Consider the following 25,543-nt stretch of genomic DNA (forward strand, 5'->3'; position numbering starts at 1 on the left):
AACACCTCGCACCGCCTGCGTGGCTTGCACCGTCACAGCCCGGCATGGCTGTCGGAGTGGCCGGTCAGCATGGGTAGGCGGCGAGGCTTCGGTCGGCAGGCAGCAGGTCGGCTTAGGACCTTCCGAAGCCTCCTGGGGCCTGCCATCATCCCGCCATGGGCAAGCAGCCGGACAAGGCGGGATGGCTGCGGCTCGCGCTCGGTTCGGCCTGCTCCCTGATGCTTGCCGGCGCCATGGTGACGATGCCCGCGTCGGTCTTCCCGCTGTGGGTGCGCGTGTGCGGCCTCGTGCTCGACATCCTGGCGCTGCTCTGCATCATCGGCGTCGGCGTCATGATCGTGGTCGGCGTCTTGGCGCTGCTCTCCATCAGCGCCTTCAACCCCCCAGCGGACCTCGCGATCGTAGGGTTGCTGCTTCTGCCGATCCTGGGATGGCGACTCCTGTTCCACGTCGGCCGCCGCATTCGCCATCTGCCGGCGGTAGACAGGAGACTGCGCGATGCCGGAGCCGGACGACTGCTCTGGCCGGACATCGGCCTCGGTCTGACCGTCGGCGCAGTGATCGCGACCGCCTCGGCAGCAAGCGGCCTGCCTTGGTGGGCCCGCCTGCTTGGAGTTTTGCTTGGCTGCGGCATCGCCGCGGAGGTCGTCGCCACGAGCGCCAAAATCCGGCGGCGCGCCCGTTCCCGCCGCCATCCAACTGTCTAGACCGCAGCGGATTGCAGAGAAGCACAGCGACAAGACCGACCAGAACCCTGCCTGACAATGACCGGCGGACCTGCTAAGCGTGGCCGCGCCTTCGTCGTGCTGTCACAGCACCCGTTCGTATCGACGCACCACGGTCTGAGTTGCCTTGCTGGCGAGCCTTTCGCCCGGCATACCACCCACAGTTACGTCACCCATCCTCCGGAAACCTTGCCGTTCGTAATAGCGGCACAGGTCCTCGTTGGTTGCCACGCAGTCCAGGCGCACTGCTCGCCGTCCCTCGTCGATGGCTACTTTGGTGACCCAGTCGAGCATCCAGGTGCCGAGCTGCTGGCCGTGGTGGCGGACCGCCATCCGGTGCACGTACGCGGCGTCCGTAGGGAGATCGTCCCAAGCGGCGTCAGCGTGGTCGACAGTAACTGTGGCGACCACATCAGTCCCGGCGCGAACCAGCCAAGTCTCCCCGCTTTCGATGGCGGGAAGGAGCAGTCGTTCGGGAAACCTGGTTGGCCACTGCCTGATGCCGCGCTCGTTGAGCCAGGCCGCCGCGTCCTCCAACACAGCAGCGACGTCGGCCAACTCGGCGGTCGTGGCCGGCTCGATACTCCATTCGGCAGTCATCCGTACAGTAGACATCAGTACTTCCTGGCGCCTCGGCTACGTCCGACCATTCAGGTGGTCGATCAAGGCCTCCAACTCGGCGAGGCTCGGCAGGTCCTTCGCCGCGTTGCCGGCCTGTTCTCTGGCGAAGTCATGTTGTTCTGGATGCGTGGCATCGAGTAACAGCTCGGACTGACAACCGAGATAGTTGAGATGGACAGCCACGGAGCTGGCGAGGTGGCTCGGCTCTGTGATCTCTGCGGGACCACCCGCTCGGCGGTACGCCAAGTATGCGCTCTTCCCACGCACCCGCGACCCCAGGGACCGTACGAAGGATCCGAGTTCCTGGTGAGGAACCAAGGGGCCGGCATTCTCCCAGTCGATCAACCAAGGGCCGCCGTCGCTCCAGATCAGGTTGTCGGCACCGAGATCGGTGTGACACCACAGTGCGCCTGGCTCGCGCGTGCTGTTGACGAGGTCGGTGAGCGCATGGAGGTCCGATCTGCGTGCGTGCATCGCATCGGCTATATCGGGAGCGGGGTCCTTCATACGCTTGGCCAGTTCGTCCCAATCAAATTTCACCCGCACGAACCAGTCGTCAATTGCCTGGTCGTTCGGGTCGACGGCAAGGTTATGGATTCGCGCCATCCACTCCGTTATCGGCGCGATGGTGCGATCGTCCTCCCGGTCACCAGTCTCACCGGGCACCCAGGCCAGCACACGGTACTGACTCCTCCCATCCGGCTGATCATCAACCGTCAACACGAAGCTACCGTCGTCGATCCGCCGGATGGACCGCGGTGCCGGTACCCTGACTGATTCACATCGCGTGGTGAAGTCAACTTCGCGCCGAATCCCGTCTTCACTGAAATGGTTCCAGTACGCGCGCTTCACGGTCCAACAAACCCGCTCGCCATGCATGCGAGTAGTGATTCGGTTGACGGCTCCCATGGCTCCTCGGGCGATGAACGTAGAGTCCAGTGGTTCCCCTAGACCGTAGGCGTCGGAAATGGCGGCGAGCGAAGCGGCTGAAAGCGTAGCCTCCGGATGTAATCGCATCGAGGAAGAGTACATCGGCGGACACTCGGGGACGCCGGCGTCGAGCAGGCCAGCGCATTGTGAGTGTGCGCAAGGACATCGAGTAACTCGTTGCTCGTCAGGTGGCCGGGTCGCTAGAGTCCTCACGTGGCGTGATCTCTCCAGCGCGGTTCAGCCGCGCAGATGACTGCCGTCTGCCAGTCCCGACCGGCGGCCATCCGACGAATGGGAGAGAACGCCACCATGGATGACCTCAACCTTGCTGACCCCGCCTCGGAACCTGTACGGCAGGTGGTCAACGACATCAACCAGGCCCACGGACTACGGTACGCACTGCGGGATCGCTGCCGTGGTGGGCTCAACGGCGGGGCCTGGGCCCTGATCGCCCCCGACGGGTGACAGGCGATCGTGAAGTGGAGAGCACACGTCGTTCACGATGACGGCGACGACGGACCTCGCGCGTTCGTTCGCGGGCTTGGCCAACGTGGCGTGGATCTCCTCGCCCGTTTTGACCGGGTCCTGGAACAGCACGGGTGTGTGCGGCTTCCCGACGGCGACATGGTGCATGGAGACCTCCAAAGCCGCAACGTGCTGCTGCGCAACGGTGCTCGCTCTGTGTGCAGCCGCTACCGCGTTCGACATCCTGCGCTTCCAGGCCGAACGCGACCCGGAGAGCCTGCCCTGGGTCTTCGCAGGTCTCAACCACCTGGCCGACGATCCCAGCAATCCTCTGTGAGCCCCACGCTTTCAGATCCGGACCGCGCGACCTTCGCGTGGTCCGGATCCAATCGACAGCGCAATGCACCCGTGAGCGCTCGACGTGTTCACACCAGCCCCGCAGCGGCGCGACCAGCGCAGGCGCTGTCATGCGCGTGGCGCGAATCGTTGCGTGCGTCTTCGGAGGTCTACGAATGGGCGGCAAAGCTCGAGCAGAAGTCTTCGCGAGCTTCACCTGTGAGACGTTTCCGGAAGCGGTGTCCATTGCTGACGTTGCGGGTGGACACGGCGATCTTTCGTACTGGCTTGCGATGATCGGACGCGACCCAACGGTAATAGATCCGCGCGCCGCTAGGTTCCCCACATGGATACAGCGAGACTTACGGAGCGGCAAGTCAGGGGAGAGCGGCCCTATCCAATACGACGGATAGGAGCAAGCGTCGAAGGTGTTGATCTTTGCGAGTTTGATCTGGTCGTCGCGCTCCATCCGGATCAGGCGACTGAGCCAACGATTCTCGGTTGCCTGGCGAGTGGCGTTGACTTTGCGGTGTTCCCCGTTACGCATTTCCTATCGGCGGGACTCGTTATACACAAAGGGATGGATCAACTACTTTGCATCCCTGGCTCCGGGAATGCAGTGTGTGCGGGCTCCTCATTCGTGGTTCCAACATGGCGATCTTCTCCTCATTCCGCGGTTGCATTTGCAGGCACATGGGAGATCCTCCTGGGCCGACGGTGCCGCCGCACGCGCCATGTCGCCGCTTCGCGAGGAGGTCCCCGTCCAGAGCGGACATAAAGAAAGGCAAGGAGTCCGCACTCCCTGCCACTCCTAAGTTATAGCGCACCTGGGGGCTTGCCGCAAGCCCCTATTCGTGCCGGAGAATCGTCGGCCGAAGCAAGAATCTGCGGAAGTGGGGGGTCACAAAAATGCGTGTGTTGCTGTCGACGTACGGGTCGCGCGGGGACGTCGAGCCGATGGTGGCGCTGGCGGTGCAGTTGCGGGCACTGGGCGCGGAGGTGCGGGTGTGCGCGCCCCCGGACTTCGCGGACCTCCTGGCCCGTGTCGGCGTGCCGCTGGTACCCGCCGGGCAGTCGGTGCGCGAGATGGTGCGCCGGGTGCGTACGGAGGAGACGCCGCCGTCGCCCGCGGACCTGGCCCCCGGGTTGGTCACCGCGCAGTTCGACGCGGTTGCCGCTGCGGCGGCGAAGGGATGTGACGTGGTCGTGGCGACCGGCTTGACTCCGACCGTGGCCGGCGCGCAGTCGATGGCCGAGAAGCTGGGCATCCGCTACGCGTACGCGACCTACTGTCCGCTCTGGCTGCCGTCGCCGCACCACCCGCCGCTGTGGCCGTCGCCACCGGACGTGATCGACAACCGAGCGTTGTGGGACTTGCACGCTGAGAGCCTGAACACGGTGTTCGGCGCGCCGATCAACGCACACCGGGTGTCGATCGGCCTGCCGCCGATCGACAGCGTCGGCGGTCACCTCTTCACCGACAGTCCGTGGCTGGCGGCGGACCCGGTGCTGGGGCCGTGGCTGCAGCCGGCGGACCTCGACGTCGTGCAGACCGGCGCGTGGATTTTGCCGGACGACCGCCCACTCCCGACGGAGCTTCAGGCGTTCCTGGACGCCGGCACACCACCGGTGTACGTCGGCTTCGGCAGCATTCCGATGCGCGCCGCGGATGACGTCGCCCGGGCGGCCATCGAGGCGATCCGCGCGCAGGGTCGCCGCGCAGTCGTCTCCCGTGGCTGGGCCGACCTTGCCCTGATCGACGATCGGGAGGACTGCTTCGCCGTCGGCGAGGTCAACCAGCAGGCACTGTTCGGCCAGGTGGCCGCCGTCGTCCACCACGGTGGGGCGGGTACGACGACCACGGCCGCCCGGGCCGGCGCGCCACAGGTGGTGGTGCCCCAGATCGGGGACCAGCCGTACTGGGCGGGCCGGGTAGCCGACCTGGGTATCGGCGCGGCCCACGACGGCCCGACTCTGACCTTGGAGTCCCTGTCGACCGCACTCAAGACGGCCCTGACCGCGGAGACCCGAGCGCAGGCGACCGCCGTGGCCGGCTGGATCCGCACCGACGGCGCGATGGTGGCCGCGAAGCTGCTGCTCGATCGGAGCTGCTGACGTGAACCCTCTGACCACCAGCGCGTTCGACCTTCCAGACCAGCTCGCTCGCAAGGCCGACCCGATGCTGATCGCCGGCGACGAGCAGCACTTCGTGGCCATCGCGGAGTGCCTCGAGCAGTCGATCGCCGACCTGTCCGACCGTCTCGATGTCGCGCGTAAGGCGCCCGGCGGCCAAGGTCAGGAGGCGATGGACCGGGACATGGAGATCCACCGGTTGACCGCTCGCCTGCGCGCCCTGCGTCGCTTCGGCCTGGATCTGTGCCTCGGACACATCGTCAGTGCCGGCGACCCCGAACCTGTGTACGTCGGACGACTCGGCCTCACGGACAGTGCGGGCCGTCGGCTGCTGGTCGACTGGCGTTCCCCCGCGGCCGAGCCGTTCTTCGGAGCGACCCACGCCAACCCGATGGGTCTGGCAAGCCGGCGTAGGTATCGCTGGATCCGCGGCCGGATCAGCGACTACTGGGACGAGGTGTTCACCTCGGACGGTTTCGACGGACACGCTGCCGCACTCGACGATCAGTCCGCCTTCATCGCCAGCCTGGGCAGCAGCCGGTCGCCCCGGATGCGAGACGTACTCGGCACCATCCAGGCCGACCAGGACGCCATCATCCGCGCGAGCTCCCGTGGCGCTCTCGTCGTCGACGGCGGTCCGGGTACGGGAAAGACCGTCGTCGCTCTGCACCGCTCCGCCTACCTCATCTACTCCGACCCACGCCTTGGCCATCGCCGGGGCGGCGTACTGTTCGTCGGTCCGCACCAGCCCTACCTGGCGTACGTGTCCGACGTACTCCCCAGCCTGGGGGAGGAGGGAGTGCAGACCTGCACCCTGCGGAACCTCGTCCCTGAGGGAGCCACGGCGGCGATCGAGACCGATCCGAACGTCGCCCGCCTGAAGTCGTCCGCGGACATGGTGAAGGCGATCGAGCCCGCCGTCAGGCTCTACGAGGATCCACCCACCGAAGGGATGGAGGTCGAAACCCCCTGGGGCGACATCTGGCTCAGCCCCGCCGATTGGACCGAGGCGTTCGAAGCAGCGGAACCCGGCACTCCGCACAACGAGGCGCGTGACCACGTCTGGGAGGCGCTGCTCGCGATCCTGATCGACAAGCTCCGGGACGCCGCCGACGAGAAGTCAGAGGACGGTGACGACGACGAGTTCGACGCCTACGGGTTGCGGGGCGAAAACCCGGTAGCCGCGTTCCGCAGGTCACTGGCAGGCAACCGTGAGCTCGTGCAGACCTTCAACCGGGCATGGCCGCTGCTGGAAGCGACCGACATCGTAGGAGATCTGTGGCAGGTCCCCGCCTACCTGCGCATGTGCGCGCCATGGCTCACCCGCGACGAGGTCGCGAGGCTCCAGCGCGAGGACGCGCGCGCCTGGACGGTGTCCGACCTGCCAATCCTGGACGCGGCACGCCAGCGGCTCGGCGATCCGGAGGCTGCACGACGCAGGCGCCGGCAGGAGGCTGCCGTCTCCGCCGAGCGCGCACGCATGGCCGACGTCGTCGATCACCTCATCGAGACCGACGACTCCGACATGGGCGTGATGTCGATGCTGCGCGGGCAGGACCTGCGGGGTGCCCTGGTCGACGAGGGCGCCGTGCCGGCCGCTGACCCGGACCTGCTCGCCGGCCCGTTCGCGCACATTGTCGTGGACGAAGCTCAGGAGCTGACCGACGCGGAATGGCAGATGCTGCTGCTCCGTTGCCCGTCCCGGAGCTTCACCATCGTCGGGGACCGTGCCCAGGCCAGGAACGGGTTCACCCGGGGGGTGGGCCCGAAGGGCCGGGGGGCGGGAAAAGCACGGGGGGTGGGCCCGAAGGGCAGGGGGGCGGGAAGGGCGGAGTCGTGGCAGGAACGGCTCGAGCGGATCGGGATCGACCGGATCAACCTGGCCTCGCTGAGCATCAACTACCGGACGCCGGAAGAGGTCATGGCCGAGGCCGAGCCGGTCATCCGGGCCGTACTCCCGGACGCCAACGTGCCGACGTCCATCCGCAGCACCGGCAACCCCGTCGTGTACGGATCTACCGCGGAGCTGGGCCCGATCCTGGACACCTGGCTCGCCGAGCATGCCGACGGGATCGCCTGCGTCATCGGTACCAATGGGATGGCGGATGGCACGTTGCGGGCGACGTCCCGCGTCCGCTCGCTGACCCCGGAGCTGTCGAAGGGACTCGAGTTCGACCTGGTTGTCCTCCTCGACCCCGAGTCATTCGGCGCTGGGTCGTTCGGCGAGGGCACCGAAGGAGCGGTCGACCGCTATGTCGCGATGACCCGAGCGACCCAGCAACTTGTCATCCTCACCAGCTCATGACGTCGGCCACGACCTCGTGTCGACGGACCTCGGACGCCTACAGGCGGTCGAGCTTGGCCGTCATCTTGGCGACCAGGGGGCGCAACGAGTCGACCACCTGACCGGGGTCCTCTTGGGGGTCCCAGGGTTCGGTCGGAGAGATCTTGACGACGAAACGCTCGTACTGGAACGCGAGCTCGAAGTTCCCAGTGCCGGCCGCGATGTAGCTGTACGCACCGTCGGCGAGGTCGTCGACCTCCTCGACGTTCGTGTCGAGTCCTCCCACCGGGATGAACGACAGGTAGCTGTGTGCGGCCTTGGCGTCCAGAAAGCTCATGGTCGCGACCCGTAGGCCGGCGTCCGGCACGAGAATGTCGGCGTCGGACTCCTCGGCGAAACCTTCATGGCGTACGCATTCGTTGTGGATGTAGTTGTTCTCCGTCGGGTCACCCACCTCGCGGAAGACGAGCACACCGGTAGCGCCGGCGAGGTTCTCTTCGACCAGTGGGCTGGCGTCCTTGCCGGTATGGGCTTTGATGTCGGCATTGTCGACCAGGTCGCAGGCGCGGGCCACCGGGGCGGGAAATGTGGGCGACTTGTACGTCACGACCGCTGGACCACCAGGGTCCTGGGCCAGGGCGGCGAGGTTGCGGGCGATCCGGTCGAGCAGCTTCGGGCCGTCGCCGGTGTCGGTGTAGAGGTGCACGGTGGCACCTTCACCGCGCAACATGAAGTACTTGCCCTCTCGGCTGTACGTCGCATAGCCACCGACCATCGGGCCGGACATGTAGCGCCGGTCGATCTCCGCGAGGACATCCTCGTCGAACACGTTGAACGACTGGTACGTCTCCACATCGATCGTCTTGGTGCCGGGCTCGATCGCGTACGCGCACCGGGCGTACGTACCGGTGAAGGTCGACAGGTAGCTGGGGGCCTCGACCGGGCCGCGCCCGACGCCGTCGTAGAACGACCGCTTGATCGAGGTCGGCAGCGTGTTCGCCATCGGCAGGTGGCCGAGCTCGATGACATCGGTGAGCGGCAGCACGCTGCAGGGGTCGAGCGTCGGCTTGCCGCCGAGCTCGATGCGCCGGGGACTTTCACTCATCGTGAGGGCCATCGGGTCGCCGACGCCTGAGCTCAACTTCTTTCGTTCATACCCTGGTCTGTCGTGCTGGACGGGGTGCTTCGGTCCGGCATTCTCTTCGGATGATCCATCAGCCGCGGACCCATCAACCGCGGACCCATCAACCGCGGAGCCGTCGGCCCCAGACTGCCGATCGCCAGATACCGCGGTAAAGGTGACGGCAACGGCGATGATCAGGACAACCGCGCCGAGACCACCGAGCGCGATGGCGACGACGCCGGTCCGTCCGAGCCGCCGACCCGGCTGACCGACCGAACGGCCAGGCAGCTGCGGGTGGAGCGGCTGCCGGTAGAGCGGCTGCGGTGCGGGCGGCCGCTGTAGGTAGGGCCGTTGTGGTGGGGACGGTTGCGGTGGTGGCTGGTCAGAGTTCGGCGGCTGGTTCCACGTCACGTCCACGATCCCCTCAGCTCGGCGCAGGACCCAGGAACGCTACGGCGGTGCGTTGCCAGGTCGATGTCGTCGCGATCCCACGCCTTGACCGAGGGTTCGGCCTTCCCCGCTGCGTGCTAACCCACGCTGAACGCGAGCCAGCTGGGAAGGTCGCCACCCTTTTCGCCGGCATGCTGGAACTCCACGCCGTACGCGCGTTTGTCGGCGTACACGAAACCGTAGAACTGCACGACTACCCGTCCACCCGTCGGCGTCTGGACCTCCGTCGTCTCCCGATCGATGACCTTGCCGGTCTTCCGGTCAACGCGTACGACATGGAGTCCACGTGCCTTGTTGTCGGTGTCAGCGGCGAGCGCGACGACCGCGTCGTCCTCGATGGCGAGAACCTGCCAGTAGACCGTCCCCGCGGGAGCCGGACTGGTCCAGAGTTCCTTGCCGCTCGAGAGGTCGACAACGACCAGCGCATTGGGTTTGCCCCGGTTCGGCGGGGTGAAAGACACCAAGGTCTCGTCCGAGACCAGGGTCCGGTTGGGGACACGGTAGGTCCCGACCCTCGAGTCCCAACCGATCGACACCATGGTGAACGCTTCGTCGTTCGGGCGCTCATGCTTGGTGCGCTCGTCGTGGATCACGTTCTGCACCTGCCAGGAGTCGCCGCCCAGCGTCACCAGCGAGCCGACCTGGCCCTTGACCTTGACACCCGGGTACACGGAGACGACGAGAGGCGACGCGGAGACCATCTCGAGCGAGGCGATCTCGGTTCGAGTCTCTTCGTCGCTGAACTGATGGTTGCGCAACGGGCGGCCCGCCACATCTACTTCGTCCACGTAGCGGGTGACGTCGGCGCTCCACTGTCTGGTGCAGGTGGACATCGCCACCACCACCCGGTCGCTCTCACCCAGCGCCATGTCGGTGATCCGGCAGCTCTGTCCCTTCCGACCGGGCCCCTGCTCGAGTTGGTAGTTCCACCTGGTGCTGAGGTCGGCGAGGTTCAAGCCGAAGATGGTCGAGTTCCAGGCGGCGACGACGGTATCGCCGATGATCTCCACGGGGACGCCGTTGACCGGCACACTCCCGGCGCCCTCGGTGTAAGCGACCTGGACGGTCGCCCCGAGCTTGCCCGTCTCGAGGTCGAGCAAAGACACGAGGCCGCAGGTCGGACGGTAGCGGCCGCCCTCCTTGGCCTTGGGGTCCCATCCGGCGGCGACGGCGATGACTCCGTTGGCGGCGGTCGTACTCGCACCGCAGAACGCGGCCTTGCCCTGGGGATTGTCGAGATTCGCGACGCCGGTGTTCCAGTTCTTCTCGCCGGTACGCCGATCGATGGACGTGACGTCGCGCTGGGTGACGATGATCAGATCCTGGCCCGCGGTGAGCGTCCGGATCACCTCGCCAGGACGGGGGCCGTCGTTCGCCTCGGCCTGCCAGGGTTGACCTCCGGCAGCCGCGCCGCCGTCGGCACGCTGGGCGGATGGGGCCTCGCTGCCCGCCTCCCGATCGGAGCTGGTTGCACCACGGCCGAGCCACACCGCGCCGACCGTCGCTGCGACGAGGGCGGACGCGACGAGGATGACCGTCAGGATGGCCCAGCGGGTGCGTGCCGAACCGGCGGGCTGACCCGGTGACGGCGGACCGGATCCCCATCGGCTGCCAGGTGGCGCAGGCGGCGGGATGAGAGGCGGCCGTCGTTGCTGTCCTGGTGGTTGCTGGGCCGATGGTTGCTGGTCTGGTGCTTGCTGGTCTGGTGCTTGCTGGCCTGGTGGTCCCTGCCGGCCCGGTGGTCCGTGCCAACCCACGTGCGCTCCCGATCTCCCTCGAACGTGCCCACCCTGCCGGCGGTGCCCGCGTGCGGTCACAGGCAGACCGACGGTACGCAGGCCCGATCCCAGATCGATGTCAGGACAATCTCAACGAGGCCCGCTCCTCAGCCCGCCACTGTCGTAGCCCACGACGCCTTGCACAGCTGACCCGTCGTACGCCGAGCGCTCGGACCGGCGCCACTTGGAAGACGCGCCCTCACCGGTGAAGTCTTTCCCCTGTGAGGATCCGCCATGTCAAGCGGATGCGGTCAACTGGCGGGGAGGAGGCGTCATGGCTCGGGCTCGAACGATGACTGGTGACACCGTGATCGCACCGCGATGACAACTCAGCCCGCACCTGACGCCCGCTCGCGGAGGGGCAACCGGTGTCGACTGGCGCCCTCGGTCGGCGGGTGTGGGGCGACGACCTGCCGGTTCGCGTCTCAGGAACGTTGGCCACGTATGTGCTGCTGCGGCCGCGGAAACTGTTGGGCTTCTCCATCCTTGACCGCATCCGCCACCAGCGGGTTGCCGCGGTCGAACGCCTGCTCAAGGGTTTTCCACGCCCGACGACGCAGAACCTGGTCAGCCCCGCGACCCAGGCGTCCTACCGACCAACCTGCCGGGCCAGAATCTCCTAGCCTCGATGTTTCGCCCACATGGCGAACGGACTTGTCTCAGCCACCTTTCGTCACCGTGGCGTGTGATCGGTGTGCATGCGAGAAGGGACTATGGCGAGGCAGGAAGCCGTCCGTGTCCGCCGAGCCGCAGCAGCGCCGGCGTGAGCAGGCAGAGGACTGCCGCCAGCGCCGCGACGGCAAGCATTGCCCCGCGCAGCCCGACCGCGTCCGCCCAGAGGCCTACGTAGCCAGGTCCGAGCAGGAACCCTAGGTACGACGTGGTGCTGACAAGGGACGTCGCATGGCCTCGGTGCCGCTCGTCCACGCTGCGCGAGACCAGGCCGACGAGGGTCGGAAAGAGGACGGCGGTGCCTGCCGCGGCGAGTACGAGGCCGAGTGCCGCGACGAGGAACGTGGGCGCGGCGGCCATGACGGTGGCACCGGCGGCGGCGACCGATGAGCCGGCCACAAGGACGGCGCGGGCGTACGCCGGTCCGAGGCCACCAGCGGCGAACCGCGCGAGTGCGACGGTGCCGGCGAACACTGCCGGGGCCACCGCCGCGCCACCGGGCCCCAGGCCCAACTCCGCGTGCACATAGACCGCGCTCCAACTCTGGTGGGCGTTCTCGCTGGCGAAGGCGAGGGCGCCAAGCACTCCGAGGAGGAGCAGCGGGACGGTTCTGGGTCGACCGTCGATCGGAGATCCGGCGTCCGGAGCGTCGGCGTTCAGAGCGTGAGTGTCTGGACTGTCGCTGTCCGAGGGCTTGGCCGCAACGTCAGCCGTCCCACCACCTCCGGGAGGTCGTATCGTGCCGACCGCGAGCGCGGCGACCAGACAGAGGACAGCGGCAGCGACGAATGGAACTGCCAGCGGCAGGGACGCTGACGAGGCGAGCCCGCAGCCAAGGCTGGCGACGACCACCATGGCCGAGAAGACCCCGTGCGCCCGGGTGATGACCGGCCGACCGGCGAGTTTCTCGGCCCGGCCGGCCACCGCGTTGATCGCCACGTCGGCCGCACCGCTGGAGGCGCCGACGAGAGCAAGGCCGATCGAGAGGCTGTTCACCCCGACCGCGGTGACGGCCACGACGGCGCCGGACACGCCGAGAGCAGCGATGGTCAGCGCCACGACGGCCCGACCCCACCGGTCCAGCGCCCTGCCGGCCACCAGCATGGCGGGCAGGGCACCAGCGCCCACGAACACGAGCGCGAACCCGAGTTGGCCGTCGGTGAGCCCAGCCTGGTCCTGGACCCGCGGAACGGACGCTCCCCAGGCCCCCCAGAACGTGCCGAACGCGGCGAACGCCAGGACAGCGGAGGCGACGGTACGGCGGACCGCCACGTGGTCAGGCTCTGAGCCGCTACGCCTCTCATGCGTACGCCCTGGGCCGGCTCCTCCGCGGTGGACTCGTGTTCCGCCGTGCGGTGGACGGGTGGGTTCCCGCGGCTGTTCCGACATCCGTGTAACGGTACACAAGATCGCTGAGCCACCACCGGACGTGGCGACTCGGGCGCACCAACTCAGGCGCAACAACCGCAATAGGCTGTCGGCGTGACACCCCCGGCCGGCGGCAGGCGCCCGACCCTCACCCAGGTCGCCGCACGGGCCGGCGTCTCTGTCATGACTGCCTCGTACACCTACAGTCAGCCGGGCCGCGTCTCCGCCGAGGCAAGGTCCAGGGTGCTTGCCGCGGCGGCAGAGCTCGGCTATCCCGGTCCGGATCCGAGCGCCCGATCGCTGCGCCGCGGCAGTACGCACACGCTCGGGGTCATCCTCGGCGAGCACCTGAGCTACGCGTTCGAGGATCCTCAGGCCGCGTCGTTCCTGGCCGGCATCGCAGACGTCTGCGCGGATCGCGCGTACGGCATGACCATCCTGCCGATCACTGGTGCCGCCGACGACGGCCAGCGGATCCGGGCGGCGACCGTCGACGGCTTCATCCTCTGGACTACCTCCGACGACGACCCTGCGCTCACGACCGTGGCGTCGCTGGGGCGGCCGGCAGTCGTCCATGGCGGGCCGGCGGTCGACGGCCTGGGACTTGTGACGATCGACAACGAGGCCGCGGCGTACGCGGTGGGACGGGTCACCTTCGCCGGCGCCAGGCGTCCACTGGTCATGAGCTTCCCGCTGGACCGCGCCAGGGTCAGCTCAGTGGTGACGGGACCCGACACGGCGCACGTCCGGTTCCCCGTGACCCGGGACCGGCTGGCCGGGTTCCAGCGGGCTGCGGAGGAACACGGCCGGCCGTGGCGCGACGTCGTCGTCGCCGTGTGCGCGCACAATGCGGCAGACGAGGCGGAGCGGCTCACCGCACGCCTACTGGCCAGGGCCGACCCGCCGGACGCCATCGCGGCCATGAGCGACGAACTGGCCGCGGGCGTCGTCCGAGCGATTCGTACGACCCATGGCAAGGTTCCCGACGACGTCGCGGTGAGCGGGTGGGACGACGCGGCGATCGCCGCCGACCTCGGACTCACGACTGTGGCGCAGTCGCTCCGCGACCAGGGTGCGCAGTGTGCGCGCGCGGTCCTGGGTCTGGAGCCGCCGCCTCCGGCGGCACCGTGGACGGTCGTGGTCCGAGAGAGTACGCGCCGCTGAGGCGGTACAAACCTGCTCGCAGGTCCCGGATCCGCATCGGTAAAGTCGCACGAATGTTCCCTCGTGCGATTGACAACCAACCGGGCGTCTACGTCGAACAGCTCGGCAACGTCTTCGCCCGTTTCGGCGCCGACATCCAGGACTCGGGCAACATCTCCTACGGCGTCGATGCGGACGGCCAGCGACTCTTCGTCAAGACCGCGGGAGATCCGACGGACGCGGCTCCATATCTGGACTTCGATGCCCGCGTAGGGCTGCTCCGCAACGCCGCCCGGCTCGCCGAGATGATCCAGCATCCGCTCCTCGCCACCTTCCATGGGCTGATCGAGTCGCCCGGAGGACCTCTTCTGGCCTACGAATGGCGGGACGGCGATCACCTCGGCACTTCGCGAGATCGACGGGATGATCCCACGACTGCGTTCCAGCGGTTCCGCTCATTGCCCGCAGAGGAGATCCTGGTTGCTCTCGATGGGTTGTTCGATCTGCACGAGCGGCTGGACGCTGCCGGCTGGATCCAGCAAGACTTCTACGACGGCGGACTGCTCTACGACTTCGACCGGCGGCAGCTGACCGTGATCGACCTGGACTGCTATCGGCCCGGGCCTTTCCACAACGACATGGGCCGGATGTTCGGCTCGGACCGGTTCATGGCGCCTGAAGAGTTCTCGCTCGGCGCGCCGATCGACGGCCGCACGACGGCCTACGTGATGGCCCGCACCGTACTTGTCTTCCTTGCCGACGGCACCCTTGACCGACATGCCTTCCGCGCTCCGGATGCGGTGTACGCCGTCGTGCAGGAGGCCGTCACGACGCGGTTCCCCAGCTACCGCGCTTTCCACCGGAGGTGGCTCGCTGCCAGAGGTGATGCTGCCCAGAGTGCCGATCCAGACCGGGCGACGGCACAACCAGTCCCCTCCAGCGCGAGCGTGGATGATCGCTAGCGGCTCCCTCCGGCGCACAACGGAAGGCGCCACCCGTACGCACGAATGAACTGGTTGCTATCGAGCCAGGAACTCGGCGGTCTGCTCGAGCAGGTGGATTGCCCAGGCCGGGTCGCCGACCTTACGGCTGTGGTGGGCGCCGATCGCCGTACGAGCCTGGACCCATCGGGTCACTCGTTCGCGATCGACCTCGGCCGCATCAGAGAAGATTGCCAGCTGGCGTCCACCCCAGGTGGCGAAGGCGTGTGGCTCGTACACGTTGCCCGGATGAGGGAAAGAGACCTTCACCACTGCAGGTGAACCATCGTGACGATGGACGCCCAGGATGATCCCGACTCCGCCGCAGACGATCCGTTCGGTGGGTGTGCAACGCCACCGCTGCAGGATCTCATCCACCAAGCGGGGCAGGGATTCCACCCACGCATGCGCGGACTCGCCTCACGCTCGACAATCCCGCGGGCAAAGCTCGTGGGGATGTCGATCACCCCGACAGGGTAGCTGCGATCAGCCGTGCCCAGCGCTCAAGGGCTGTGACGTCCGCGGCCAACGAGGCGATCAGCTCCGGGGCGAGTCGTCTCCGGAGCTCGATGTCGTCGCCAGGTTGCGGGCGGAGGCTGCCTTCGACATTGCGCAACAGCCAGTCGAGATCGAACTCCGCGGCCATCGCCCAGGCGTCCGGCGCCTCGGCGTCACCGCCGGCCAGTCGGTACGCCGCCACGAACTCCGCCACCAACCGCTCCTGCTCAACGACAGCTGGCTCCACGCCGGCGAATGACGACGCGGCCACGACGAGCTCGACACCCGGGAGGACCGGTCCGGCGTAGTCCCAGTCGGTGAGGGCGACCCGGCCATCCGGGCGTACGACGGCATTCTTGGGGTCGAGGTCGCGGTGGCTCCGCCGCATCGGCAGGCGCGCCGCACGGACCTGGTCCACCCTGCCGGCCATCTCCTCGACGAGGGGCGTACACGCGGCCAGCTCGGCGGCCCACGGTGCCGCCGCGGATCTCGCCCACTCGATCGCCCGCTGCCATCGTTCGAGGTCAACCCCGCGCAGACCGGACGTGTCACCACCAGGGAGCCGCAGCGCGTGGACCCTGCCCAGCGAGCGCCCGACATCGCGGACCAGGTCGACCGACGGTGCGACGTCCGAACACGGCGTACCGTCCACCCACGCATGGACACGGACAAGCCTCGCGGCACCAGTGCCAGGTTCGGCGACTTCCAGCAGCCAGCTACCGGTATCCGGATCGGCCTCAGGCTCCGGCATCGGAACCTGGCCGGTGCCGAGTACGATCCGTTCGACCTCCATGCCGTTCCGCAGAGCGGCACGCTGCTCAGGACCGAGCCCACGAGGGAAGAACTTGACCGCGTACGCACCTGAGGTCGTGCGCACGCGCAGCACGTCGTTGGACCAGGCCTCCCGCACCGGTTCAGCCACGGTCGCGCCGAGGTGGCTGCCGAGGCCGAACGCGGCCACCACGTTGTCCACGACGCGGGTGAGATCGGGAGTCCGCACAGCACGGGAAACTACGGCATGGTGGCCGCCAACGCCCGGCAATTACCTGACGGTACGACATGACGCGGCGTCCGAGGCTCTGGTGCGGATCCCTGCGTGCGGTACCCGGCGATCAGTGGCGGACAGGAGCGGCATCGACGGGCAACCGGTCAGGACGTTGCCGTCAACGCGATGTGTCGTTGTCGGTGGTCAGGTCAGCATGCGGTTCGCCGCCGGCGTACATTCCAGACCTGGTAAGGCTCCCGGAGACTGCCGCTACCGGTTCTCGACGTGTTTCAGCACGAGTACAGCACGGCTACAGGTCGGCTCAGGACCATGGGACGCCAAGGCGACGAGGGCGGCTCGGGAAGGTGGCGTTCGGTGACGTACCAGACGCAGATCGGTGCCTTACGCGATGCCGCCGAAGCGGCCGAATCGGCTGGCGAACAGGTCACCGCCGTGGGGCTCGCCGACGCCATCGACGACGCGGCCACCGGCGTGCCGGGGGGTCGCAGCGTCGCCGCCCTCGGGGCGTTGGGCAAGGCATGGACCGACGAGATCACCTGGTGGGTGGGACAGGCCGCCGGTTACGCGAAGGCACTGCGGTCCGCCGCCGGCAACTACGAGACGCACGAGGACGCGGCCGCACGCGACCTCTCCGCTTACCGCTGAGTTGGGGTGAACAGCGATGGTCACCTACGGAGACGTACGAAAGTGGCGGCCGAAGCCACTCGACGACGCCGAACGCGCGCTCAAGCGAAGGTCCGACCGGCTGCTCGGCCTGTCCGACGAGTTCTCCGACATGGGTACGCCGGCCAGGTGGATCGGCGACGCGGCGAGAGCCGCCCAGGAGACGCGCAAGCACATCACGAACCGGATGGAGTGGCTCGTCGCGGGTGTGTCCGCGACCAGGACGGCGTTGGCGAAGGCGGCGGATGCCATCGGCGGTTTGCGGAGCGGTGTCGAAGAGGCCGAAACCCTTGCCCACAAGCATGGTTTCGCGATCGGCGGCGATGGCGCGATCGCCGATGTCGCACCGCCGCAGAACGTGCCCGCCGACCAACGAGATGAGGTCCAGCGCGAACGCGAACGGATCTGGTTCGAGCTACGGGACCGCGTGGAGCAGATCCTGCGCCGAGCGAGCGACATCGACAACGACCTGGCCACCGTCCTTCACAAGGTCGCGACCGGCCAGATCGGTGACGGCGGCGCGACGAACCTCGCGGCCGCCGCGGCGGCCGGAGTGAAGCGGGGGTGGCTCTCGACCGTGGAACCCCCGCCTGGCAAGGGATCTCCGGGCGACAACGCCGGCTGGTGGGACACCCTGTCCGCGGACGAGAAGAACTGGATCATCGCGAATCGGCCGGACTGGATCGGGAACCGCGACGGCATCCCCTTCACCGCCCGCGACCAGGCCAACCGCAGGACGCTCGCCTGGGAGAAACAACGGCTGCTGGCGGAGCGGAACCGCCTTTCCCAGTACGCGAGAACCCAGCACGCCAGAGGTGGCAGCGCCACCGACGTCGAAGCCAGGCTCCGGTTCCTCGACGAGAAGCTCCAGTCGATCAAGGCGATCGAGGGCGCGCTCGCGAAGCCGGGCGAGCGCCAGTTGCTGCTCTTGGACACCTCGCCCGAACGCGCGGAGGCGGCCGTCGCCAACGGGAACGTGGACAAGGCTGATCACGTTGCCGTCTTCACACCTGGGCTGACGTCCAATGTCGGCGACAGCCTCGGCCAGTACGACGGCAACATGGCGCAGCTCAAGTACCGCACCGAAGGCGAGCTCGGGCGTTATGGAGACGGCGGTTCGGTGGCGACCGTGAGCTGGATCGGCTACCAGGCGCCACAGATCGGTGAGACGATCGGTGACCCCAACTCGGTGGTGACGCAGGGCGCGGCCGAACGCGGTGCCGCCAAGCTGGCGCCTTTCCTGCAAGGCATCGACGCCGCGCGTGACTCCGACGCGCACGTCACCGCGATCGGTCATTCGTACGGCTCGACGACGACAGGTCTCGCCCTGCGGCAGAACACCGGGGTCGACGAGGCGGTCTTCCTCGGGTCGCCCGGAGTGGGGACCAGCAATGTGGACGACCTCAAGGTGCCTGATGGGCATGCCACCTACATCGAGGCGAAGAACGACCCGGTGGGTGACCTCGGTCGTTTCGGTAAGGATCCCACTCATCTGCCGGGGATGGGCCAAGGATCGTCGGCGGAGGCGAACCTGCCCGACGGGCGGCACCTGTCGGGCGTCACGGGGCACACCAGCTACCTCGAGGACGGGAGTACCAGCCAGTACAACACGAGTGTGATCGTCGGTGGGATGCCCGAGCGGATGGTTCGGGGCGACAATCGCGGCCTGGGGGACCACCCGGAGCTCTGGGGCATGCGACAGTGAACCTCCCCGGTGTCCAGGCGGCCTTTGCCGAGTTGCGGAAGCGCCCTGACATCGAGGACGTCGAAGTCGGCTACCTTGACCTGCTCACGGCCCTGCGGACGAGCCTTGTCGATGAGGTGGGTGTCCGCGCCTGGATGAACCGCGTTCAGCTCGCGAACGTTTCCGGCGGTGTGGGGGAGTACGCAGCGCTGGGAGAGGACGCGGAAGTCCGTCGGTACCACGCGGGTGTCTCGCCGGGCGCCATCCGCGACACCGACTGGCCTGGTGCGCGCTCACTGGTGGCCGGGGTGGTGCGTCGAGGTGGGTTCGGTGCGGCGACGGTCGTCGTCGAACGTCCCGGCGACCACGAGGTGTCGTTCATGGACACGTACGGCGCGGAACTGCTGTTCGGGACCGCCGTCAACACGACGCTGGGCCTCAGCACCGGGTGTCATCTCACGAGGCGTGCTCATCAGCGGAGCGTGCCGGGCAGCGGGTCGGTTGTCCCCGGTGGGTCGCCGTGACGAGGATGGGCGTCCAGGCGGCCGACGTACCCGTCCTGCCCGACGACGCGCCGACGGAGGGCACGGCGCAGGTGGAGCCTGAGCACGGGTCACCCGCACCGACGTGGATCCCCCGCCGACTTGTTGCACTGGTGGGCTGCGGACTCGCCCTCGCCGCCAGTGCAGCTCTGACGGCCGCACGGCTCCTTGGACTCGACGCGGGGACTGCCGTTGCCCTGCCCATGGCCGGCCTGCCGTACGTCGCCGCCGGTACGGCGATCGTCGCCCTGGTTCTGCTCGGGGTGAAGGCTCGCTGCCTGGCCCTGGTGGCAGCCGTCCTGCTGGGGGTGGAACTCGCCGTGGTTCTTCCGCGGTTCGTTCCGGACGCGAGGGATGTTCCGGCGACGGCGCCGAGGCTGCGGGTCGCGACGAGCAACGCCTACCAGGGCAGGATCGATGAGGCGGCGCTTGTCGACCTCGTGCGTACGGCCCGGCTGGACGTCCTCGCCGTGCAGGAGATGACGCCGGACAGCGCCCATGCCCTCGACGGCGCGGGTCTGCGGGACCTGATGCCGTATCGCATCGTGCGACCCGAAGCCGACACGGCGCTCTACTCTCGTCGGCCGCTGATCGACGCGCGAGTCCTCGACCGGCCCACCACCTGGCCTCAGGTGACGGCCGGGATCGACGTCGGCGGTCACGTCGTACGCCTCGTGGCGGTGCACACGTTCTATCCGGCCGGCGATCCGCGCCGCTGGGACCTCGACCTGCGGGCGTTGCGGGATGAGGCGACCGAGACCGGTGCGGACGCGGTGCTGCTCGGCGACTTCAACGCGACCCTCGACCACGCGCCGATGCGGTCGCTCCTGGACGCCGGTCTGGTCGACAGTCACGCGGAGCTCGGTCGCGGCTGGGCGCCAACCTGGCCGGCAGGGAGGCCGACGCTGCCGCCACTGATCCAGCTCGACCATGTGCTGCACGGCGACGGACTGGCCGCCGTCTCGGTGGAGGAACGCACGATCCAGGGAACGGACCACCGCACCATCGTCGCTGAACTCGCGGTCGTCGACTCATGACCGCCGCCGATCCGCGGGCAGGCGATGCCGAGGAGACTCCGTACACCTCGCCGCTCGCCTATCCAGGGACGACGCCATCCTCATCCGGACTGGTCGTCGGTCCCCGCTACCGCGAGATTCCCTGGGCGGCCGTGGACGCCGAACTCGCCCGGTTGCAGGTCGCGCCCCTCGTGCACCGCACGCCCGTGGTCGCGGTCGGATCGAACGCCGCACCCGCGCAGCTCCGCGCCAAGCTCGCCCCTGCCGGGCGCTCCGCACGCGATCCGCTGGTCGTTCCCATGGCGTACGTCGAACTCCACGGCCTCGCCGCGGGTGTCTCCGCGCACGTGAGCCGGCCGGGCTACGTTCCTGCCACGCCCGTACCCACCGATGGCGAGATGGGGCACGCCTTCGTGGTGTGGTTGGATCCCGTCCAGCTCGCCGCCGTGGACCGTACCGAGCCCAGCTATGACCGCGTCCGCCTGCCTGAAGCGTTCGGTGTCCTGGAGGCGGTCGGCGGCGCGCCGTTCGACGGGTGTGATGTCTACGTCAGCCGCCACGGTTGCCTGCTCGATACGCACGGACGTCCCCGCCGGTTGGTGGCGCAGCGGGCGTTGCTGCAGGCCCTGCTCGACGAGTCGGAGCAGTTGCGTGGCATCGCCGGCGAGTGTCCCGAGTCGTGGGTCACCGCGATGCGGGATAGGCAGGCACGCGCGGGTGCGCAGGCGATCTGGCGGAGCGAGGGTCGCGTGCGAGAATCCAGCGGAGCGTTGACAACGCCGCGCCGAAGCCGTAGAAACAAGGCGCCCCCGGGTAACCGTCTGACGGTACGCCCGGGGGACCAATCTCCCTCGCCGCTCAGCTGAGCTGTCGCGTGCCGAAGCGTCGCCCACCGAGCGTCGCAGGCTGTCGAGACCGTTGTCGTCGAAAGAGGGGCTCGCGTGCGGATCCGACCGGACGAACTGACCACCATGACGTTCGACTGGGGCTCGATCAAGTGGTTCGTGACGCCGCAGCGCATCGATGGCGCATCGTCGAGTCTCGGCGAGGTGATCGTCAATCCCGGCCGTGGACACGCCCGGCACAACCATCCCGACGCCGAAGAAGTCATCTACGTCATCTCCGGCGAGGCGCTGCAGATGGTCCACGACGAGGAACCGTTCGTGATCCGGGAGGGTGACGCGGTCCACGTGCCGACCGCGGCCTACCACTCGACGCTGAACACGAGCTGGCGCCCACTCCGGCTGATCGTGACGTACGTACCAGGCGGTGAGGAGCAGGCCCTGACCGGCGCACCCGACTTCGGACTCATCGAGCCGGGGGTCGCGCCGCAGTGGGACCGGTCGACCTCCTGACTTTGGCACTGGGGCCGTCCCGGTAGCCGTGTGAGCTTCACGCCATGCCGGCGGCCGGCTGCCACCCTCCGGTCGCCGCCTCGACGGCGGCCGCCGCCCGGAGCGCCACGTCGTCGCGGAGCGGCCCGGCGATCAGTTGGACGCCGATCGGGAGTCCGCCGCGCGAGGTTCCGGCGCGAACGACGGCGGCCGGCCAGCCGAGCAGACTCGACGGTGCCGTGTAGGTGAACTCCGGAACCCGTTGCTCGCGGTCCCCGCCACCCCCACCGTTCCCATCGGCGCCGCCTCCTCGCCGCGGCGCCGGGGATGCCTCGACCGGGCAGAGGATCAGGTCGTACGCCCGCATGAACGCCCCTGCCGACCGTTGGTAGTCCTGCCACCGGTCGAGGAGCCCGAAGTAGTCCCGCAGAGTCCCGTCGCCACCGCACCTGCGCCAGTAGTCGAGCGTGATGTCCCACGCCAGGTCGAGCTCGGGTGGCACGACCTCGGTCAGCTGGGCTCCGGCGTCGGCGAGGGCGTCGGCGGCCCGGCGTACCGTCGCGACGGTCTCCGCCGTCGCCGGAACGAGGCCGTTGTCGGCGTGGACGGCGACCCGCAGGCTTGCCAGCTCGACCGAGCGCCAGTCGCCGAGCGGTACCGGCAGTGTCGTCGGATCGTGCCAGTCGGCGCCGCTGATGATCGACAGGGCCAGCCCGACGTCGGCCACGGTGCGGGCGAGGGGACCGGCGACGGTGCGGGGGTCATACATCCCGTCGGCGTCCGTCGCGCGGGGCACACGGCCGTTCGAAGGGCGGATCGTCGCCACCCCGCAGAAGTGCGCCGGCTGGCGCAGGCTGCCGCCGGAGTCGCTGCCCATGCCAAGTGGGGACACGCCGGCCGCGACGAGGGCCGCCTCACCTCCGCTGCTGCCTCCCGGCGTACAGCTGAGGTCGTACGGATTGTGTGTCACGCCGTAGTGGGCCTCGCGGTCGGTCCACAGGGTGGCCTTCGTGACCCCGACGAGGATCGCCCCGGCGGCCCGCAGCCGCGCGACGGCCGTGGAGTCCCGGTCGGCCGTGGAGTCCCGGTCGGCCGTGGCGTCCCGGGCGGGCGCGACGTCTCGATCGGCGGTCGGCCGGTCGGGGCGCGGTGGCATTCCGGGAGCGGTCCGCAGCTGGGCGGTCTCCGGCGACACGGCGTAGACGTCCTTCACGGTGAACGGGACGCCGTGCAGCGGTCCGGTCACCTCGCCACGCGCGGTCGCGCGGTCGGCCTCCAGCGCCTGTGCGACGGCGGAGTCGGCGATCTCGATCACGGCGTTGAGCGACGGATTGAGCCGCTCGATGCGCGCCAGGTGTGCGGTCACGAGGTCGTACGACGAGAGCGCGCCGCCCCGGATCAGCTCAGCGAGCCTGGTGACGGAGCCGTGGTGGAGGTCGCTGGTCAAGGCCTGTCTTCTCTGGGCTTCGGGGGCGCGAACCGTGTCGACGGCCGCGACGCGGCGGCTCATGCAACCAGGCGCCTGGGGTTGGGTCAACCAGAAATCGACGGGCCGTTCCCTGGCCGGTCCTGTCTCGTCCGGTCCTGTCTCGTCCGGTCCTGTCTCGTCCGGTTCTGACTCGCCCGGTTCTGACTCGCCCGGTCGTGTCGGCGCAGGAGGAGTACGGCGATGACGCTGAGCAGGGGTACGGCCAACCAGACGTACGGCGCCAGGGCAGGCGCACTCAGGGCCACGGGAATCGAGGCGAGGAACACGATGACGACGATCAGCTGCATGACGAGCGGCCGGAGTCTGGCGGTCCCGGTGATCGGCGCGTGCGCGGGCCCGGCCTCCCGGGTCAGGTGGAGCCACATCAGGACCAGGACGGAGGCCAGGGCCGCGATCACGATCGCGTACAGCGTCGGCCCGACCGGCTTCGTCACGTAGTCCTCCAGCACGGAGGTCGGGAACGGGATCAGCGACACCATCGCGATGAACGCGAAGTTGAGCCAGAGCAGGGGCGCGTCGATCCGGGCGGCGTGCCGCATCACCATGTGATGGTGCCGCCAGAACAGACCGATCACCACGACGCTCAGCGCGAACGCCCAGAGATCGGGCACGGTGCGGTACAACTCTTCCCGGAGCGGGCCGTCGTCGAGTCCGGGTGTGATCCTTATGTCGAGCAGGATGATGGTCATCGCGATCGCCACGACCGCATCGACGATCGCGAAGACCCGCTCCACCGGCAGGACGACACGTGTTCCCTCGATGTGGAGCGGCGCGCCGATCCCTCCCGGGGTGACGGCCGGCTGCTCCTCCCGGTCCTCACCCATGCCGGCTATTGGCGCGGCACCGTGCGGGGGAAGAGCGTGCGGTCGAAGAACGTCGTGACCTCCTCCTCCCACGGCGCCGCGTGCAGGTCGTACGCCTGCGACGGGGGAGTGTCCGGAAGCTCCCACACGACCACGTTGGTGAGCGAGCCCTGCTGGTAGACGCGACTCGCGTCGATGCTGCCCTGCTCGCCGATCAACATGACCCATCGCGGAGCGATGTTCCTGATCGCTCCCTGCAGGCTCCGCGGGGGCAGGGCCTGACGCAGGACCGCGGTTCCGGCGTAGCTGATCATCTCGTTGAAACCCTGGGCCCAGCCCGCCGGACCGAATGGCAGGGTGACGGTATCGACCGGAGTCCTCCGGCCGGGCCCTTCGGCGACGACGGCGCTGACGCGATCGTCCGATGCCGCCTCGGTGAGGGCCGCCTCACCGCCTCGGCCGAGGCCGAACAGCCCGATCTTCGCCGGGTCCACGTCGTCACGCGACGACAGGAACGTCACCGCGGCGGCGATGTCGCGTTCCCGCCCCCAGCCCAGCGTCATCGCGTCGCCCTCACTGTCCCCGTGGCCGCGGGCGTCGAAGAGCAGGACGCCGTAACCCATGCGGGCCAACGCCACGGCATGGACGAGCACGCTCGACCGGGTGCCGCCACTGTCGTGCATGAGGACCACGGCCGCGTGGTTGCGGGAGGGTACGTACCAGCCTTGCAGGACGAGCCCGTCGTTGGTCAGGAGTTCTATGTCGTCATAGGCGAGTCCGCGGTCGGCGGGTGTGGTCAGGCCCAACATGGTCGGCGGCGGGTTGACCCCGGCCACGGTCGTCACCAGCGGCGTCATCACGAACAACAGGCTCAACGGGATGCAGGCGAACACCAGCAGGCGCGCGCGGAACGGCATCGTCCGCAGCAGCGTGATCAGCCCGAGGACGAGCACGGTGAGTCCCACCAGCAAGGCACACAGGCCGGCGGCGGAACGGAGAGACAGTCCGTCCTCCACGGCGTGCGGGATGCCGATCCCTGCGCCGAGCACGGTTCCGGCCGTACCGAACGCGATCGCCAGGCTCGCCCGTGGCCGAAGGTCCGCCCAGCGGTCGGCGAGCACTGCCCAACCGGTGACACCGAGCGCGCAGAGGACCCGGCTGACGCCGCCCACGATCGAACCGCCCGGCGCGAGGATGACCACGAACGTGACGCCGAGCAGGATGAAACCCTGGGGAAGGAGCGTCAGAGGCCGGCTCCGCCCGCGTCGCGCCCGTGGTGGACGGCTGCCGAACCTCAGCCGGAGCCCGCGTACCCGCCGCTTCCTTGCCGGACGTTCGGGCGCCACCACCACCACGGCCGACCTCCTCGAGCAACAGGGGCTTTCTGTCGCACAGCTCTCGTTCGCCAGAAGGTGAGAGGCACCCACCGGCGTCGGCGCTGTGCCGGTCGCGGCCTCGCCGATGGGTGCCATCACTACGATGCGGCCCGGCACCGCCTGG

Annotated in this window: 24 protein-coding genes; 14 read left to right on the forward strand and 10 right to left on the reverse strand. The window is 68.6% G+C overall.

Going from position 1 to position 25,543, the window contains the following annotated elements; all coding sequences use genetic code 11:
* Positions 1 to 155 precede the first annotated feature (155 nt).
* Positions 156 to 707, forward strand: a complete 552-nt coding sequence (locus ABNF93_RS03840) for a hypothetical protein (protein WP_349326116.1) — start codon at positions 156 to 158, stop codon at positions 705 to 707.
* Between the two features lie 102 nt (positions 708 to 809).
* Here the strand turns inward: ABNF93_RS03840 and ABNF93_RS03845 are convergent, their stop codons facing one another.
* Together ABNF93_RS03845 and ABNF93_RS03850 are read right to left on the reverse strand one after the other, a co-directional pair.
* Positions 810 to 1,340, reverse strand: coding sequence for a GNAT family N-acetyltransferase (locus ABNF93_RS03845; RefSeq protein WP_349326117.1), 531 nt, complete (start codon positions 1,338 to 1,340; stop codon positions 810 to 812).
* Between the two features lie 21 nt (positions 1,341 to 1,361).
* Positions 1,362 to 2,255, reverse strand: a complete 894-nt coding sequence (locus tag ABNF93_RS03850; protein ID WP_349326118.1) for a phosphotransferase — start codon at positions 2,253 to 2,255, stop codon at positions 1,362 to 1,364.
* Positions 2,256 to 2,585: 330 nt separating this feature from the next.
* On the opposite strand from ABNF93_RS03850, the gene ABNF93_RS03855 reads away from it, so the two are divergent.
* The 4 genes from ABNF93_RS03855 to helR all read left to right on the forward strand — a co-directional run bounded on the left by ABNF93_RS03855 (position 2,586) and on the right by helR (position 7,515).
* Positions 2,586 to 2,741, forward strand: a complete 156-nt coding sequence (locus tag ABNF93_RS03855) for a hypothetical protein (RefSeq protein WP_349326119.1) — start codon at positions 2,586 to 2,588, stop codon at positions 2,739 to 2,741.
* Between the two features lie 37 nt (positions 2,742 to 2,778).
* A complete protein-coding gene (locus ABNF93_RS03860) occupies positions 2,779 to 3,078 on the forward strand; it encodes a hypothetical protein (RefSeq protein ID WP_349326120.1) in 300 nt (99 codons plus the stop codon).
* 908 nt (positions 3,079 to 3,986) lie between these two features.
* On the forward strand, positions 3,987 to 5,192 hold the full coding sequence (locus tag ABNF93_RS03865) for a glycosyltransferase (protein ID WP_349326121.1): 1,206 nt from the start codon (positions 3,987 to 3,989) through the stop codon (positions 5,190 to 5,192).
* A 1-nt stretch (position 5,193) separates the two neighbouring features.
* Positions 5,194 to 7,515 carry an RNA polymerase recycling motor ATPase HelR gene (gene helR / locus ABNF93_RS03870; protein ID WP_349326122.1) on the forward strand — a complete coding sequence of 774 codons (2,322 nt, stop codon included), beginning with the start codon at positions 5,194 to 5,196 and terminating at the stop codon, positions 7,513 to 7,515.
* A gap of 37 nt (positions 7,516 to 7,552) precedes the next feature.
* Here the strand turns inward: helR and ABNF93_RS03875 are convergent, their stop codons facing one another.
* Both ABNF93_RS03875 and ABNF93_RS03880 read right to left on the reverse strand, forming a co-directional pair.
* Positions 7,553 to 8,599: a hypothetical protein gene (locus ABNF93_RS03875; protein WP_349326123.1), complete on the reverse strand. Its 1,047-nt coding sequence runs from the start codon at positions 8,597 to 8,599 to the stop codon at positions 7,553 to 7,555.
* A 545-nt stretch (positions 8,600 to 9,144) separates the two neighbouring features.
* The gene (locus tag ABNF93_RS03880; protein WP_349326124.1) at positions 9,145 to 10,557 is read right to left on the reverse strand and encodes a hypothetical protein; all 1,413 of its coding nucleotides are present in this window, start codon (positions 10,555 to 10,557) and stop codon (positions 9,145 to 9,147) included.
* Positions 10,558 to 11,213: 656 nt separating this feature from the next.
* Here ABNF93_RS03880 and ABNF93_RS03885 point away from each other — a divergent pair.
* A complete protein-coding gene (locus ABNF93_RS03885) occupies positions 11,214 to 11,468 on the forward strand; it encodes a hypothetical protein (RefSeq protein ID WP_349326125.1) in 255 nt (84 codons plus the stop codon).
* An 88-nt stretch (positions 11,469 to 11,556) separates the two neighbouring features.
* Here the strand turns inward: ABNF93_RS03885 and ABNF93_RS03890 are convergent, their stop codons facing one another.
* Entirely contained in the window at positions 11,557 to 12,789 is a 1,233-nt protein-coding gene (locus tag ABNF93_RS03890) for an MFS transporter (protein WP_349326126.1), read from the reverse strand.
* Positions 12,790 to 12,999: 210 nt separating this feature from the next.
* Between ABNF93_RS03890 and ABNF93_RS03895 the strand changes: the two genes are divergently transcribed.
* Both ABNF93_RS03895 and ABNF93_RS03900 read left to right on the forward strand, forming a co-directional pair.
* Positions 13,000 to 14,049: a LacI family DNA-binding transcriptional regulator gene (locus ABNF93_RS03895; RefSeq protein WP_349326127.1), complete on the forward strand. Its 1,050-nt coding sequence runs from the start codon at positions 13,000 to 13,002 to the stop codon at positions 14,047 to 14,049.
* Positions 14,050 to 14,102: 53 nt separating this feature from the next.
* Complete coding sequence (locus ABNF93_RS03900) at positions 14,103 to 14,990, forward strand: hypothetical protein (protein ID WP_349326128.1); 888 nt, start codon at positions 14,103 to 14,105, stop codon at positions 14,988 to 14,990.
* A 57-nt stretch (positions 14,991 to 15,047) separates the two neighbouring features.
* On the opposite strand, the gene ABNF93_RS03905 is transcribed toward ABNF93_RS03900, so the two are convergent.
* Positions 15,048 to 15,248, reverse strand: coding sequence for a hypothetical protein (locus tag ABNF93_RS03905; RefSeq protein WP_349326129.1), 201 nt, complete (start codon positions 15,246 to 15,248; stop codon positions 15,048 to 15,050).
* Positions 15,249 to 15,471: 223 nt separating this feature from the next.
* A complete protein-coding gene (locus tag ABNF93_RS03910; RefSeq protein ID WP_349326130.1) occupies positions 15,472 to 16,506 on the reverse strand; it encodes a phosphotransferase enzyme family protein in 1,035 nt (344 codons plus the stop codon).
* Positions 16,507 to 16,866: 360 nt separating this feature from the next.
* Between ABNF93_RS03910 and ABNF93_RS03915 the strand changes: the two genes are divergently transcribed.
* The 6 genes from ABNF93_RS03915 (at position 16,867) to ABNF93_RS03940 (ending at position 21,772) form a co-directional block, all read left to right on the forward strand.
* Positions 16,867 to 17,157: a type VII secretion target gene (locus ABNF93_RS03915; protein WP_349326131.1), complete on the forward strand. Its 291-nt coding sequence runs from the start codon at positions 16,867 to 16,869 to the stop codon at positions 17,155 to 17,157.
* A 16-nt stretch (positions 17,158 to 17,173) separates the two neighbouring features.
* Complete coding sequence (locus tag ABNF93_RS03920; RefSeq protein WP_349326132.1) at positions 17,174 to 18,880, forward strand: alpha/beta hydrolase; 1,707 nt, start codon at positions 17,174 to 17,176, stop codon at positions 18,878 to 18,880.
* Positions 18,877 to 19,383, forward strand: coding sequence for an LppA family lipoprotein (locus ABNF93_RS03925; protein WP_349326133.1), 507 nt, complete (start codon positions 18,877 to 18,879; stop codon positions 19,381 to 19,383). Before ABNF93_RS03920 ends, ABNF93_RS03925 begins: the two co-directional genes overlap by 4 nt.
* 5 nt (positions 19,384 to 19,388) lie before the next feature.
* Positions 19,389 to 20,438 (forward strand): endonuclease/exonuclease/phosphatase family protein, encoded by a 1,050-nt coding sequence (locus ABNF93_RS03930; protein ID WP_349326626.1) that lies wholly within the window; start codon positions 19,389 to 19,391, stop codon positions 20,436 to 20,438.
* On the forward strand, positions 20,435 to 21,283 hold the full coding sequence (locus tag ABNF93_RS03935) for a hypothetical protein (RefSeq protein WP_349326134.1): 849 nt from the start codon (positions 20,435 to 20,437) through the stop codon (positions 21,281 to 21,283). The genes ABNF93_RS03930 and ABNF93_RS03935 overlap by 4 nt, the downstream gene beginning before the upstream one ends.
* Positions 21,284 to 21,358: 75 nt before the next feature.
* Positions 21,359 to 21,772 carry a cupin domain-containing protein gene (locus ABNF93_RS03940; RefSeq protein WP_349326135.1) on the forward strand — a complete coding sequence of 138 codons (414 nt, stop codon included), beginning with the start codon at positions 21,359 to 21,361 and terminating at the stop codon, positions 21,770 to 21,772.
* Between the two features lie 37 nt (positions 21,773 to 21,809).
* Here ABNF93_RS03940 and ABNF93_RS03945 read toward each other — a convergent pair whose 3' ends face one another.
* From ABNF93_RS03945 to ABNF93_RS03955, 3 genes are all read right to left on the reverse strand, one after another.
* Positions 21,810 to 23,198, reverse strand: a complete 1,389-nt coding sequence (locus tag ABNF93_RS03945) for an amidase (protein WP_349326136.1) — start codon at positions 23,196 to 23,198, stop codon at positions 21,810 to 21,812.
* Positions 23,199 to 23,284: 86 nt separating this feature from the next.
* Complete coding sequence (locus ABNF93_RS03950; RefSeq protein ID WP_349326137.1) at positions 23,285 to 24,064, reverse strand: TMEM175 family protein; 780 nt, start codon at positions 24,062 to 24,064, stop codon at positions 23,285 to 23,287.
* A 5-nt stretch (positions 24,065 to 24,069) separates the two neighbouring features.
* Complete coding sequence (locus tag ABNF93_RS03955) at positions 24,070 to 25,398, reverse strand: CocE/NonD family hydrolase (protein ID WP_349326138.1); 1,329 nt, start codon at positions 25,396 to 25,398, stop codon at positions 24,070 to 24,072.
* Between the last annotated feature and the right edge of the window lie 145 nt (positions 25,399 to 25,543).

It is taken from the genome of Actinopolymorpha sp. B9G3, assembly GCF_040120725.1.
Lineage (GTDB): Bacteria > Actinomycetota > Actinomycetes > Propionibacteriales > Actinopolymorphaceae > Thermasporomyces.